The 13,422-nt window shown below is 71.5% G+C and carries 13 protein-coding genes; 5 read left to right on the top strand and 8 right to left on the bottom strand.

The features are described from left to right. The first annotated feature begins 57 nt into the window (after window positions 1-57). The 3 genes from E1182_RS23775 (at window position 58) to E1182_RS23765 (ending at window position 2,779) form a co-directional block, all read left to right on the top strand. Window positions 58-1,014: a PPK2 family polyphosphate kinase gene (locus E1182_RS23775; RefSeq protein ID WP_132269131.1), complete on the top strand. Its 957-nt coding sequence runs from the start codon at window positions 58-60 to the stop codon at window positions 1,012-1,014. Between the two features lie 129 nt (window positions 1,015-1,143). Then, window positions 1,144-1,770, top strand: coding sequence for a DUF47 domain-containing protein (locus E1182_RS23770; RefSeq protein ID WP_132269129.1), 627 nt, complete (start codon window positions 1,144-1,146; stop codon window positions 1,768-1,770). Window positions 1,771-1,774: 4 nt separating this feature from the next. Further along, complete coding sequence (locus tag E1182_RS23765; RefSeq protein ID WP_132269127.1) at window positions 1,775-2,779, top strand: inorganic phosphate transporter; 1,005 nt, start codon at window positions 1,775-1,777, stop codon at window positions 2,777-2,779. 96 nt (window positions 2,780-2,875) lie between these two features. Here the strand turns inward: E1182_RS23765 and E1182_RS23760 are convergent, their stop codons facing one another. Beyond that, window positions 2,876-3,844 (bottom strand): Gfo/Idh/MocA family protein, encoded by a 969-nt coding sequence (locus E1182_RS23760; protein ID WP_132269124.1) that lies wholly within the window; start codon window positions 3,842-3,844, stop codon window positions 2,876-2,878. Window positions 3,845-3,915: 71 nt separating this feature from the next. Here E1182_RS23760 and E1182_RS23755 point away from each other — a divergent pair, with 71 nt between their 5' ends. Next, window positions 3,916-4,743: an NUDIX hydrolase gene (locus E1182_RS23755; protein WP_132269122.1), complete on the top strand. Its 828-nt coding sequence runs from the start codon at window positions 3,916-3,918 to the stop codon at window positions 4,741-4,743. Between the two features lie 64 nt (window positions 4,744-4,807). Here E1182_RS23755 and E1182_RS23750 read toward each other — a convergent pair whose 3' ends face one another. Continuing rightward, window positions 4,808-5,764, bottom strand: a complete 957-nt coding sequence (locus tag E1182_RS23750) for a YafY family protein (RefSeq protein ID WP_132269119.1) — start codon at window positions 5,762-5,764, stop codon at window positions 4,808-4,810. A 62-nt stretch (window positions 5,765-5,826) separates the two neighbouring features. Between E1182_RS23750 and E1182_RS23745 the strand changes: the two genes are divergently transcribed. After that, entirely contained in the window at window positions 5,827-7,014 is a 1,188-nt protein-coding gene (locus tag E1182_RS23745; RefSeq protein WP_132269117.1) for an epoxide hydrolase family protein, read from the top strand. 119 nt (window positions 7,015-7,133) lie between these two features. Here E1182_RS23745 and pstB read toward each other — a convergent pair whose 3' ends face one another. The 6 genes from pstB to E1182_RS23715 all read right to left on the bottom strand — a co-directional run bounded on the left by pstB (window position 7,134) and on the right by E1182_RS23715 (window position 13,369). Next, complete coding sequence (gene pstB, locus E1182_RS23740) at window positions 7,134-7,910, bottom strand: phosphate ABC transporter ATP-binding protein PstB (protein ID WP_132269115.1); 777 nt, start codon at window positions 7,908-7,910, stop codon at window positions 7,134-7,136. A 20-nt stretch (window positions 7,911-7,930) separates the two neighbouring features. After that, window positions 7,931-9,019, bottom strand: a complete 1,089-nt coding sequence (gene pstA / locus E1182_RS23735) for a phosphate ABC transporter permease PstA (RefSeq protein WP_132269112.1) — start codon at window positions 9,017-9,019, stop codon at window positions 7,931-7,933. Beyond that, a complete protein-coding gene (pstC, locus tag E1182_RS23730; protein ID WP_132269110.1) occupies window positions 9,016-10,107 on the bottom strand; it encodes a phosphate ABC transporter permease subunit PstC in 1,092 nt (363 codons plus the stop codon). Before pstC ends, pstA begins: the two co-directional genes overlap by 4 nt. 39 nt (window positions 10,108-10,146) lie before the next feature. Further along, entirely contained in the window at window positions 10,147-11,247 is a 1,101-nt protein-coding gene (pstS, locus tag E1182_RS23725; RefSeq protein WP_132269108.1) for a phosphate ABC transporter substrate-binding protein PstS, read from the bottom strand. 302 nt (window positions 11,248-11,549) lie between these two features. Then, window positions 11,550-12,476 (bottom strand): mycothiol synthase, encoded by a 927-nt coding sequence (gene mshD, locus E1182_RS23720; protein WP_132269105.1) that lies wholly within the window; start codon window positions 12,474-12,476, stop codon window positions 11,550-11,552. Window positions 12,477-12,508: 32 nt separating this feature from the next. Further along, entirely contained in the window at window positions 12,509-13,369 is an 861-nt protein-coding gene (locus tag E1182_RS23715) for a polysaccharide deacetylase family protein (RefSeq protein ID WP_132269103.1), read from the bottom strand. Window positions 13,370-13,422 lie beyond the last annotated feature (53 nt).

Here is a 13,422-nt window from a genome sequence, read left to right as displayed (position 1 = left end):
GATCGGGGGATGGGAACGCTCGATGGGCCGCAGATCGTGCCGCCGACCGGCGGCACGATGCGGGAACTGCTCCGGGTCGCCTCGACCGGTGCTCCGGTGGACCTGGCGGCGATCGATCCCCGGTCCACGCCGGGTCTGCCCCCGGGGGCGGGCCACGGCTCGCACCGCAAGACGTGGGCGCGCGGGCAGGTGGAGTTGATCGGCGCCGGGCTGGGGCGGCAGCAGGAGATGCTCTTCGCCACCGCCAAGGTCGCGGCCGGACCGGCCGCGCCGGCGAGCGCTCCGGTGGCGGCCGGCGGGCATCTGGGCGGGGACCGGCCGGGGCGGGTGCTGGTGGTGCTCCAGGCGATGGACTGCGGCGGCAAGGACGGCGCGGTGAAGCGGGTGGCGGGGGCGATGAACCCGCTCGGGCTGCACATCCGCTCGTTCGGCCCGCCGACCGGGGAGGAGTTGCGGCACGACTTCCTGTGGCGGATCCGGCGTGCGTTGCCGCCGCCCGGCTTCGTCGGCGTCTTCAACCGCTCGCACTACGAGGACGTGCTGGTGGCCCGGGTCGACCGACTGGTGCCGGAGACCACCTGGCGGGCCCGGTACGACGAGATCAACGCCTTCGAGCGGGAACTGGTCGATGCCGGGGTGGCCCTGGTCAAGGTGATGCTGCACATCTCGCCCGCGGAGCAGGGGGAGCGGCTGGCGGAGCGGTTGACCGATCCGACGAAGCACTGGAAGTACGACCCGAGCGACCTGGAGGCCCGGGCCCGCTGGGCCGACTACCAGGCCGCGTACGCCGAGGCGTTGGGCCGGTGCGGTACGGGTGACGCGCCGTGGTTCGTCATCCCGGCGGACCGCAAGTGGTACCGCGACTGGGCGCTGGCCCACCTGCTGTCGGAAACGTTCGCGGCGTTGCATCTGGGGTATCCGGCTGCCGACTTCGACGTCGAGCGGGAGCTTCGGCGGCTGCGCGACGGTGGGTCGCCGCAGCCGTCGGAGCGGAGCGAGGTTAACAGCAGGTGAACTAGTGGTGAAGCGGGTCTGGCCGGGGGTGGGCCGGCTGACACCCGGTCCGGCGGGGTACCTAGCATTCCCGGAGCAGGCGCCCCCTGGGGCGTGGCCACCTTCCACCGATACGACGAGGTCCGTGCTGTGAAGTTTTCCTTCCGCCCGAACGAGGGCGCCTTCTACGAGCTCTTCACCAGGGCGGCGCACAATCTGGTGAAGGGCACCACGCTGCTCAACGAGCTGGCGCTGCCCGACGTGGAGGTGCAGTCGGTGAGCGAGCGGCTGACCGAGGTCGAGCACGACAGCGACCAGATCACCCACGAGCTGTACAAGAAGATCAACTCGACCTTCATCACGCCGTTCGACCGGGAGGACATCTACCGGCTCGGTTCGTTGCTCGACGACGTGATGGACCACCTCGAGGCGGTCGGCAACCTGCTCTACCTCTACGGCCTGACCAAGCTTCCCTCGCTGCCCCGCGAGATGCACGAGATGGTCAACGTCCTCGACCAGCAGGCGAAGCTGACCGCCGAGGCCATGCCCCGGCTGCGCTCGATGAAGGACCTCGAGGACTACTGGATCGAGTGCAACCGGCTGGAGAACGACGGCGACCAGGCGTACCGGATGCTGCTGGTCCGCCTCTTCTCCGGCGAGTACGACGCGTTGACGGTGCTGAAGATGAAGGAGGTCGCCGACGAGCTGGAGGCCGCCTGCGACGCCTTCGAGCACGTGGCGAACACCGTCGAGACCATCGCCGTCAAGGAGTCCTGATCCGGTGACTCCCGAACTCATCGCCGTACTGGCGGTGATCGGGGTGGCCCTGGTGTTCGACTACACCAACGGCTTCCACGACGCCGCCAACGCGATCGCCACCAGCATCTCCACCCGCGCGCTGACCCCCCGGGTGGCCCTGGCCATGGCGGCGGTCGGCAACTTCATCGGCGCGCACTTCGGCGCCGAGGTGGCCAAGACCGTCGGCAGCGGCCTGGTCAAGCTCCCCACCGGTCAGGCCAGCCTGGGCATCGTCTTCGCCGGTGTCATCGGCGCGATCGTCTGGAACCTGATCACCTGGTACTTCGGTCTGCCGTCGTCCTCGTCGCACGCACTGATCGGCGGTCTGGTCGGCTCGACCATCGCCGCCTCCGGCACGGTGCTGTGGAGCGGCATCGGCGAGAGCGTCGTCATCCCGATGGTGCTGTCGCCCATGGTTGGCTTCCTGCTCGGCTACATCGTCATGATCGCCGTGCAGTGGATCTTCCGGAAGGGGCACCCGGGCAAGCTGAACCGGGGCTTCCGGTGGGCGCAGACCGCGTCCGCCGCCGCCATGTCGGTCGGCCACGGCATGCAGGACGCCGCCAAGACCATCGGCATCGTGGTGCTCGCGCTCTACGTCGGCGGCTACCAGAAGGACGCGACGTTCATCCCCGAATGGGCGTTCTGGACCTCGGCGGCCGTCCTCGCCGCCGGCACGTACGCCGGTGGTTGGCGGATCATCCGTACCCTCGGTCGGAAGATCATCGACCTGGGCCCGCCGGAGGGCTTCGCGGCGGAGACCGTGGCCAGCTCGGTGCTCTACTTCAACGCCCTGGTCCTCGGCGCCCCGATCTCCACCACCCACACCATCACCTCGGCGATCATGGGCGTCGGCGCCACCAAACGGCTCTCCGCCGTCCGGTGGGGCGTGGCCGGCAACATCATCGGCGCCTGGATCCTGACCTTCCCGGCCGCCGGCACCATCGGCGCGCTGATGTACTTCCTGGTCCGTCCGATGTTCAGCTGACCGGCCGTCGTCCGGGCCCCGCCACTAGCCTCAGGCGGGGCCCGTCGCGTTCCCGAGAGCCCCGTCGCCGCCGGTCGCGGCGGAGCGCGCGCGGCGTCAGGAGTAGTGCACGCCGATCTGCTCCCGGATGCCGTCCAGCAGCGCCATCACCTCCAGCGTCGCCGAGTGCGGCACCAACGGGCTCTCGGTCAGCCCTGCGGCGAGGCAGCGCTGCACCTCGGCGGCCTCGTCCTGGTAGCCGCCGCCGACCAACTCGGCGGGAAGGGTCTCCGGTTCCGCCCCGACCCGGTGCAGCACCGCCGAGCCCGGTCGGAAGAACGGCTCCGGCAGGTCGATCCGGCCGCAGGTGCCGATGATCGAGGCGGTCACTCCCGACGGGCCCACCAGCCCGCAGCTCAGCGTGGCGACCACGCCCGAGTCGTAGCCGAGCACGATGCCGGTGTTCTCGTCCACGTCCTCCGGGCTGAGCTTGGCCCAGGCCCGCACGTGCTGCGGCACGCCGAACAGCAGGTGCGCCAGGCTCACCGGGTAGACCCCGAGGTCCAACAGCGCCCCGCCGCCCAGCGCCCGGGCCCGCAACCGGTGCTCGGGCGGGAACGGCCCGGCCAGCCCGAAGTCGGCTCGGACGCCGGTCGGCTCACCGATCGCCCCGTCGGCGACCAGTTCGAGCACCCGCAGGATGAGCGGGTTGGTCCGCATCCACATGGCCTCCATCAGGAAGATCCCGCGGGCGCGGGCCGCCTCGACCAGCTCGGTCGTGGTCGGCAGGTCCAGGGTGAACGGCTTCTCCACCAGCACCGCCCGCCCCGCGTCCAGGCAGACCCGGGTGGCCTCGTAATGGGCGGCGTGCGGGGTCGCCACGTAGATGACGTCCACCCCGTCGTCGGCGGCCAGTTCCGTCCACGAGCCGTACCACCGGGGGATCTCGTGCCGGGCGGCGAACCGTTCGGCGCTCTCCGGCGTGCGCGAGCCGACCGCGACCAGTTCGGCCCCCGGAACCAGCCGCAGGTCCTCGGCGAAGCGGGCGGCGATGTTTCCGGTGGCCAGGATTCCCCAACGCGTCATGCCGGCCACGCTATCCCGGGTCGGTTCCCCGGCGGCAGGATCATCCACCGGCCGGGAACTAGGCTCACGGAATGATCGTCGACGGCTTCCCGGCACCGCCCGCCCTGGTGGAGCACGCCCGCCGGTTCCGCGCCGAGGGCGGCGTCCCGGCGGTGCCCCGGGTCGCCGCCACCGTGCTGCTGCTGCGTCCGGCCGATGCCGGCTTCGAGGTGTACGTCCTGCGTCGGCTCGCCGCGATGGCCTTCGGCGGGGTGTACGCCTTCCCCGGCGGCGGCGTGGACGGTTCCGACTCGACGGCGCACCTGGACTGGGCCGGCCCGTCGCCGACCGGTTGGGGTGCCCGGCTGGGGCTGTCGCCGCAGGCCGCCCAGGCGGTGGTCTGCGCGGCGGCCCGGGAGGTCTTCGAGGAGGCCGGCGTGCTGCTGGCCGGTCCGGACGCCGCGACGGTGGTCGGTGACGTCGGCGACGACGACTGGGAGGCCGCCCGGCAGGGCCTGGCGGCCCATCGGGTGGGCTTCGCCGAACTGCTCGCCGACCGGCGTCTGACGCTCCGGTCCGACCTGCTGCTGCCGTGGAGCCGGTGGATCACACCGGAGTTCGAGCCGCGTCGCTTCGACACGTACTTCTTCGTGGCCCTGCTGCCGGAGGGCCAGCGGACCCGGGACGTCTCCGGCGAGGCCGACCACACCATGTGGATCCGCCCGGCGGACGCCCTGGCCCGGGCGGAGGCCGGTGAGCTGGCCATGCTGCCGCCGACCCTGGTCACCCTGGCCCAGGTCGCCGCCGCCGGTGACCTGCCAGGGGTGGCCCGCGCGGCGGCCACCCGCGACGCGGCCATTCCGGTCACCCCGCGACTCGACGACTCCGGGGCCGCCGGACCCCGCTTCGTCCTGTCCTGACCTGCGTACCAGGGTTGCCCGCCCGTTCGCCGGCAGCGGTGACCGGTGGTCGTGCCCAGGACGGTCAGCCGGCCGCGCGCAGGTAGCGCTCGCCGAGGGTACGCAGCAGGGCGCGCAACTCGGGCGGGTCTTCGACGGTGAGATCGGCGTCGAGCAGGCCGAGCCAGACGGCGATGGTCTCCAACCGGTCGGCGCCGGTGTGCAGCAGGCAGCGGGCGGAGTCGACCGGCTCGACGGTGCCGACGGCCGGGTTGATCCGGGCGGTCACCACCTCGGCGGGGGCGTGTACGAGGATCCGTGCCCGGTGCCGCCAGGCGGCGGACGACACCCCGCGCCGGACCCGGTCCACCACGTCCTCGGGCGGCTTGCGGGGCGTGAAGCGGGGGCCGGTCGGGGTGCGCGGGGTGATCCGGTCCACCCGGAAGGTCCGCCAGTCGTCCCGCTGCGGGTCGAAGGCCACCAGGTACCAGCGCCGACCCCAGGTGACCAGCCGGTACGGCTCGACCTCCCGCCGGCCGGTGGTGCCGTCGTGTCGGGCGTAGTCGAAGCGGAGCCGTTCCCGGTCCCGGCAGGCGGAGCTGAGCAGGCTGAGGATGTCGGTGTCCACGGTGGGGCCGGGCTCGTCGTGCGGCACCCGCACGGTGTACGCGCCGAGCGCGGCCACCCGGCGGCGTAGCCGGGCCGGCAGCACCTGCTCCAACTTGGCCAGGGCCCGCAGCGACGTCTCCTCGATCCCCGCGACGCTGCCGCCGGCGGCGGTGCGCAGCCCGACGGCGACCGCGACCGCCTCCTCGTCGTCGAGCAGCAGCGGAGGCAGGGCCGCGCCGGCGCCGAGCCGGTAGCCGCCCACCGCGCCCCGGGTGCCGTGCACCGGGTAGCCCAGGTTGCGCAACCGGTCGATGTCGTTGCGCACGGTACGGGTGCTGACGTTGAGCCGTTCGGCCAGTTCGGGCCCGGTCCGGTCGCGGGCGGTCTGCAACAGCGACAGCAGGCGCAGCAGCCGCGCCGAGGTCTCCAACATGCTGTCGAGAATGCCAGCGAATCAGGAACGGAGTCTTCCTATTCGATCTCTACGCTCGGAGTATGGCTGAGCACACCGCGATCGTCCCGTTCCGCATCGACATCCCCCAGGCCGACCTGGACGACCTGGCCGACCGGCTGGCCCGCACCCGCTGGACCGAGGAACTGCCCGCCGACCCCGGTGCCGCCCCGGCCGGCCCGGTCCCGCCCGGCTGGGAGTACGGCGTCCCGCTGGGCTACGTGAAGCGGCTGGTCGAGCGGTGGCGCACCACGTACGACTGGCGGGAGTGGGAGGCGAAGCTCAACGCGTACCCGCAGTTCACCACCGAGATCGACGGCCAGAACGTCCACTTCCTGCACGTCCGCTCGCCCGAGCCGGACGCCACCGGGCTGATCCTCACCCACGGCTGGCCGACCAGCCCGGTGGAGTGGCTGGACGTGATCGGGCCGCTGACCGACCCACGGGCGCACGGCGGTGACCCGGCCGACGCGTTCCACCTGGTGATTCCGTCGCTGCCCGGGTTCGGCTTCTCCGGGCCGACCCGGGAGCGGGGCTGGAACCGGTTCCGGGTGGCCCGGGCCTGGGCGGAGCTGATGCGCCGGCTCGGGTACGACCGCTACGGCACGGTCGGCAACGACTCCGGCTCGTGCGTCTCGCCGGAGGTCGGCCGGGTCGACCCGGAGCACGTGATCGGGGTGCACGTCACCCAGGTCTTCTCGTTCCCCTCCGGTGACCCGGGCGAGCTGGACAGGCTGACCGAGCAGGAGCGGGGCAGTCTCGCCTTCGGTGAGTGGTTCGTGCGCAACCGCGGCGCGTACGACAAACTCCAGTCCACCGAGCCGCAGAACGTCGCGCACGCGCTGGCCGACTCCCCGGTGGGGCAGCTCGGCTGGAGTGCCCAGCTCCTCGGCGAGTTCCTCGACCCGGACTTCGTGCTGACCAACGTGATGATCTACTGGTTGACCAACACGGCCGCCTCGGCCGCGCGCTTCTACTACGAGGACGCGGCGGCGGTGCATCCCACGCAGAAGGTCAACGGGCGTGGCACCGAACGCCTCGCACCGACCACCGTGCCGCTCGGGCTGGCGAACTTCGCCTGGGATTTCCAGTCGGTGCGCACCCTGGCCGAGCGCGACCACGCCACCATCGTCTCCTGGCACACCTACGACCGGGGCAGCCACTTCGCCACCCAGGACGCCCCCGACCTGCTGGTGGCGGACATCCGCGAGTTCTTCGCCAAGCTCCGCTGACCCGGCGCGCCCGCCCCGACGGGCCGGGTCCGATGGCAGGGCTGTCGTTTGCGGCATGCTGCGGTGTCCCGAGGCCGGGAAGCCGCGACATGCCGCAAACGGTGCGGCGCAGACCAGGCTCAGCCGAAGCGGCCGGTGATGTAGTCCTCGGTCTTCTTCTGGCTGGGGTTGCTGAAGATCTTCTGAGTGTTGTCGTACTCGATGAGCCGGCCCGGGTCGCCGGTCTTCTCGATGGAGAAGAAGGCGGTCCGGTCCGACACCCGAGCGGCCTGCTGCATGTTGTGCGTGACGATGATGATGGTGAACTTGTCCTTGAGCTGGAACATCAGGTCCTCGATGGCCAGCGTGGAGATCGGGTCCAGCGCCGAGCAGGGCTCGTCCATCAGCACCACCTGCGGCTCGACCGCGATGGTCCGGGCGATGCAGAGTCGCTGCTGCTGGCCGCCGGAGAGACCGGCGCCCGGCTTGCCGAGCCGGTCCTTCACCTCGTCCCAGAGGTTCGCCGAGCGCAGCGCCTTCTCGGCGGCCTCGTCGAGAATGGACTTCTTCTTGACCCCGTTGAGTCGCAGGCCGGCCACCACGTTCTCGAAGATGCTCATGGTGGGGAATGGGTTGGGGCGCTGGAAGACCATGCCGATGGTACGGCGGACGGCCGTCACGTCGACGTCGCGGTGGTAGATGTCCTGACCGTCGATGGTGAGGCTGCCCTCGACCCGGGCGCCCGGCAGCACCTCGTGCATCCGGTTGATCGAGCGCAGGAAGGTCGACTTGCCGCAGCCGGACGGGCCGATCAGGGCGGTGACCGTCTTCGGTTCGACGGTGATGTTGATGTTCTCGATCGCCTTGAAGGCGCCGTAGTAGGCGGTGACGTTGGCGGCGTCGATGCGCTTGGCCATGGTGGTGGTACCTCCGGGGTTCATCGGCCGAGCCGGTTGCGACGGGCCAGCAACTTCGCCGCGACGGTCAGGACGAGTACGAGGACGACCAGGGTCAGCGCCGCGGTCCACGCCCGCGCGGGCGCGTGCCGTGACGCGTCACCGGCCTGCTGGTAGACGAAGAGGGCCAGCGACGACTGGTTGTTCTCGAAGGGGTTGAAGTTGATCGCGGCGCCACCGCCGGCGACAAGCAGCACCGGGGCGGTCTCGCCGGCGGCCCGGGCGATGGCGAGCATGACGCCGGTGACGATGCCGGGTAGCGCCGTCGGCAGCACCACCCGCAGGATGGTCTTCCACTTCGGCACGCCGAGGGCGTACGCGCCCTCCCGCAGCGGCGCCGGGACCAGGCGCAGCATCTCCTCGGTGGAGCGGACCACCGTCGGGAGCATCAGCACGCTGAGCGCCAGCGCGGCGGCGAAGCCGGAGAACCCGGGCCGCCCGTCGTTGAAGTACGGCGAGACGACCAGCACCCAGAACGCGAGGATGAACAGGCCGGAGACGATGGACGGGATGCCGGTCATGACGTCCACGAAGAACCGGATGGCGGCGGCGAACCGGCCCCGGCCGTACTCGACGATGTAGATCGCGCAGAGGATGCCGATCGGCACGGTGATCAGGGTGGCGATGCCGACCTGCTCCAGGGTGCCGACGATGGCGTGGTAGGCACCGCCGTTCGGGTCGCGGGCCCCGATGTTGTTCATCGAGGTGAGGAAGAAGTCGGCGTCCAGCCGCTGTGTGCCCTTGCTGAGCAGGGTCCAGACCACCGAGGCGAGCGGCAGCACGGCCAGCACGAAGGCCGAGTGGATCAGCGCGCTCCAGGTGCGGTTGCGGGCCGCCCGCCGGCCCTCCACCGCGTTCGCGGCGGCGAAGAGCCCGGCCAGGTAGAGCAGCGCGCCAAGCACCACGACGAGCACCGGTCCGCCGATGCCGGCGCCGTACACGATCGCGGCGGCGACCAGCAGCGCACCCAGCGCGATGACCGGCGGCAGCCACTTCGGCAGTCGCCGGGCCCGCAGCGTCGGCGGTTGGGCGGCCGGGCGGGAACGGTGCGGGGTGAGGGTGGTGGTCATGCGGCCGACTCCGTGAACTCGCGGCGCCGGTGGATGATCACCCGGGCCGTGATGTTGACGATCAGCGTGATGGCGAACAGGACCAGACCGGAGGCGATCAGCGCGCCCCGACCCGTCTCGTTGGCCTCGCCGAACGCGTTGGCGATGTTGGCGGCGATGGTGTTGCCGCCGTTCTCGATCAGGTTGAACGAGATGTCGAAGGTGATGCCGAGGGTCATCGCGAGGGCGATGGTCTCGCCGAGCGCGCGGCCGAGGCCGAGCATCACTGCGGCGATGACGCCGGGCCGACCGTACGGCAGCACTGCGGTGCGGATCATCTCCCAGCGGGTCGCGCCGAGCGCGAGCGCAGCCTCTTCGTTGGCGGTCGGAGTCTGGAGGAACACCTCGCGGGAGAGCGAGGTGATGATCGGCAGCACCATGATCGCCAGGACAAGCGCGCCCAACAGGATTGAGGCACCGTAAGGCCCGTCGCCGCCGAAGATCGGGATCCAGCCGAAGTAGGTGTTGAGCCAGACCGACAGATCGGTCACCGGGCCGGAGAAGTAGTCCCGTCCCCAGAGCCCGAAGACCACGCTGGGCACGGCGGCCAGCAGGTCGATCAGGAACCCGAGGCTGGTGCCGAGCCGGCGGGGCGCGTAGTGGGACAGGTAGAGCGCGATACCGAGCGCCACCGGGACCGCCAACAACAGGGCCAGCGCGGCGCTGAGCACGGTGCCGAACGCCAGTGCACCGATGCCGAACTTTGGCTCCGAACCATTCGGCGACCAGCCCTCGTACGTCCAGAAGCTCTCGGTGTTGGCCCGCAGGGCCGGCACCGCCTTGGCGATCAGGAAGATCGCGATTGCGGCGATGACGACCAGGACGAAACCGCCGGCGGCGAGGGTGAGACCGCGGAAGGCGCGCTCGGCGCCGAACCTGCGGGCCGTGGGCAGCGCGCCGCCGCCGCCCAGGCCGGGGCCGCCCGGGGTACGGGTGCTGACTGGTGCCTCGGCCACACGCGCCGAGGCACCGGCGGGCCACGGGTGACCTTCGGTCACGCGGGTCCCGCCGGTGCCGGCGTCGGCCGAGCGGTGAGGGGTGTCACCCATCTGCTCGCTCGCTTCGGTTGGTGGTGATCAGATGTCCGGTCAGGAGAGGTTCTTGACCGCGGCCTCGACCTTGGTGCGGACCGAGTCCGGCAGCGGGGCGTAGCCCAGCTCGGTCAGCTCGGCCTGGCCCTCGGTGCTGGCCGCGTGGCCGAGGAAGCCCTTGATCAGGGGCAGCTTGTCGGCGGCGATGCCCTTGTTGCAGACGATCTCGTAGGTCACCAGGACGATCGGGTACGCCCCGGCCGCCTTGGTGTTGTAGTCGATCTTCATCTTGAGGTCGTCGCCCTGACCCTCGATGCTCGCCCCGGCGATGGTCTTGCCGGCGTTCTCGGCGGTCAGCTCGGCGAACTCGCCCGCGCCGTTGCCGATCTTGGCGATGCCCAGGCCGGCGTTCTCGGCGAACGACCACTCCATGTAGCCGATGGTGCCGTCGGCGCCCTTCACCCGGCTGGCCACGCCGTCCGAGCCCTTGGCGCCGGTGCCGCCCGGGGCCTTCCACTCCTTGGCCTTGTCGAAGGTCCAGTCGGCCTCGGCGGTCTTGGCGAGGAAGTCGGTGAAGTTGTCCGTGGTGCCGGACGAGTCCGACCGGTGCACGGTCTGGATGGTGGTGGCCGGCAGCTTGGCGTCCGGGTTGTCGGCCTTGATCGCCGGGTCGTCCCACTTGGTGACCTTGCCGGCGAAGATCTTCGCCAGGGTGGCCGGCTTGAGCTGGAGGTTGTCCACGCCGTTGAGGTTGTAGGCGACGGCGACCGGGCCGATGACCATCGGCAGGTTGATCGCCTTGCCGCCGGTGCCGCAGCGGGCGTCCGCCTTGGGCTGCTGGTCGTCCTTCAGCGCGGAGTCGGAGCCGGCGAAGTCGGCGGTGCCGGCGATGAAGGCCTCGATGCCGGCGCCCGAGCCGGACGGCTCGTAGTTGATCGTGCTGCCGGAGCACTTCTGCTGGTACGCCTTGATCCACTCGGCCATGGCGTTCTTCTGCGCGGAGGAGCCCTGCGCGTTCAGCGTGCCCGTGGCGCAGTCGGCGGCGGAGCCGGACGCGGAGGCGCCGGCCGGCCCGTTGTTGTCCGAGCCGCAAGCGCTGAGACCGAGCATCGCGGTAAGAGCGAGGCAGGCGATGGCGCCGTGCCGCTGGAGGTTCACCTGAGGGGTTTCCCTTCACGTCTTTGATCAGGTCACCCGGAGTGGAGCCCGGGGCCGGCACGCTGACCGGCTGACACGAAAGTTAGGCAAGGCAGGTGGACGGTTCGCCCGTCGCAAGTGAACGGAGAATGAACAAGCCTGATCTCCGGACTGACCGATGCCTGAGGACAGGCTGTCTTTTGGGTGAACTGCCGCCCGCCTATGCCCATAAATCCGGCTTATCCGGTCGGCCGTTATCCTGCCGAGTTCATGCCGTGATGATCGCGTGACCGGTTCTCGGCCCCAGGGCGTAGGTGAAAAGCTCAGCCCAGCGCGTAGTTGACGTGCCCGCACCAGCGGGCGAAACCGGTCCGCTCGTAGAGCGCCACCGCCCCGGTGTTCGACTCGTCGACGTAGAGCATCACCCGGTCCAGCCCGCGCTCGTCCCGCAGGTGGCGCAGGCCGGCCGCGGTCAGCGCCCGGCCGAGGCCGCCGCCGTGCGCGGAGGGGTCCACCCCGAGGACGTACACCTCGCCCATCCGGGCCGACCCGGGGCGCTCGTGCACCTTGGTCCAGTGGAAGCCGAGCAGTCGGCCGGTGGACTCCGCCACCGCCAGCAGGAAGCCGGCCGGGTCGAACCACGGCTCGGCCAGGCGTACCCGCAGGTCGGCCTCGGTCCAGCGGCCCTGCTCCGGGTGGTCGGCGAAGGCCGCGGCGTTCAACGCCAGCCAGGCATCGTCGTCCTCACCCGGGCGGAAGGCGTGCAGCGCGACCCCATCGGGAAGGCGGACCTCGGGCAGGTCGGCGGTCAGCGGCCGGCGCAGCTGCCAGAGCACCCGGGCCCGCCGGAAGCCGAGGTCGACGGCGAGCGCCGCGGCCGACGGGTGGTCGCCGTGCGCCCACGCCCGCAGCGGCCCGGTCGCCGCCGCCAAGACCTCGCCGGCCAGCGCCCGGCCGGTGCCCCGCCGCCGGTACGCGGGGTGCACCACCAGCTCCACCCCGACCCCGGCCGCCGGGTCCGTGGTGTCCAGGTGGGCGTACCCGGTCAGGGTGCCGTCGGGGGCGCGGGCGGTGAGGTGCACGGCGGCGGCCTGCGGGTCGCGCAGCCGCAGCAGGGTGTGCTCGTCGAACGGATCCGCGCCGTCGGCCTCGCCCGCGCTGCGGGCCAGCCCCAGGATGTCGGCCACCTCGGCGGGGCCGAGTCGGTCAAGTCGGGCCACCAGGTCGGTCGTCGGATCGGCGATGCTCACCCGATCACCGTAGTCCGCCGCGTGCCCGCCGGTCAGGTCGTGCCGTCCTGTGGCAGCGCGTCCAGCTGGAACCGGCTGGTCAACTCCGGCAGCATGTGGCGCAGCGCGTCGACGGTGCCCTGCCGCTCACCGCCGGCGTCGTGCAGCAACACGATGGAGCCGGGGGTCGTGTCCCGGACGACCGTGGTGGCGATCGGTAGGGCGCCGGGCGCCTGCCAGTCCACCGGGTCGACGTTCCAGTGCACCGGAATCATCCCGAGTTGCTCGGCGACCGCGACCACCGGGTACGTCCAGGCGCCGCCGGGCTGGCGGTACCAGACGATGTGGGCGTCGGGCACGGCCGCCCGGATCGCCTCGTTGGTGCGCAGCAGGTCGGCGCGGATGGCGTCGCGGGAACGCTGGCCGAGCTGCACGTCGTGTCGCCAGGAGTGGTTGCACAGGGTGTGCCCGTCGGCCACGATCGCCCGGATCAGGTCCGGGTGGCGCTGCGCGTTCTCGCCCACCACGCAGAAGGTCGCCCGGACGCCGAACTCCCGCAGGACGTCGAGCACCTGTGGGGTGTAGGTCGGGTGCGGTCCGTCGTCGAAGGTGAGTGCCACCCGGTGTGAATTGGTGCTCGTCCGGCTGCCGAAAGGGCCGTCGCCGACGTTCTCGGCGGTGTGATGGCCCGTGCCGTCCTGGCCGGCCTGCGGATCCCGCGGGTCGCCGCCGACCGGTCGGTCTCCGATGGCGGGCTGCTCGGCGTACTGGGGGCCGCCGACCCGACCGGTGACCCCCGGGCGAGGCGGTGACGCGTCCGGGACCAGGCTGCGGCCGAGCACGTACGCCGAGCCGAGCAGCGCGGCGAACACCAGCACGACGACTCCGCTGGTGCGGCCCCTGGTCGTCGTCATCGGCCCACCGCCGGCCGCTTCCTGCGCGACGGTTCCCGCCCCGCCCCCGTGGT

Source organism: Micromonospora sp. KC721 (assembly GCF_004348355.1).
Lineage (GTDB): Bacteria > Actinomycetota > Actinomycetes > Mycobacteriales > Micromonosporaceae > Micromonospora.
The sequence above is the reverse complement of the archived record's forward strand: the minus strand, read 5'-3'. Positions and strand labels throughout refer to the sequence as shown.